Below are 238 nucleotides of genomic sequence, written 5' to 3' on the forward strand. Positions count from 1 at the left end.
GGATCGCGTTTCGCGCGGCGACGGCGGTCACCCGATGCCGCTCCCGTGTCCGGACCCCCCTGTTGATCATGTTCCTGGTCGGGCAGATGGTGCCCGTCGAGGCGCTGTCGATCCCCCTCTTCTTCCTGATGCGGGACTTCGGCCAGCTCAACACGCTGGGCGCGCTGATCCTGCCGCACAGCGCCTTCTCGCTGCCGTTCTCGATCTGGATGCTGAGAGGATTTGTGATGGCGGGTCC

1 pseudogene is annotated in these 238 nt (G+C 66.0%); it reads left to right on the forward strand.

The features are described 5' to 3' along the window. Window positions 1-238 (forward strand): annotated as a pseudogene (locus KVT44_RS59825) (carbohydrate ABC transporter permease); the annotation flags it as partial.

This window comes from Streptomyces sp. GbtcB7, from assembly GCF_019091445.1.
In the GTDB taxonomy this organism is placed as follows: Bacteria; Actinomycetota; Actinomycetes; order Streptomycetales; family Streptomycetaceae; genus Streptomyces; species Streptomyces mirabilis.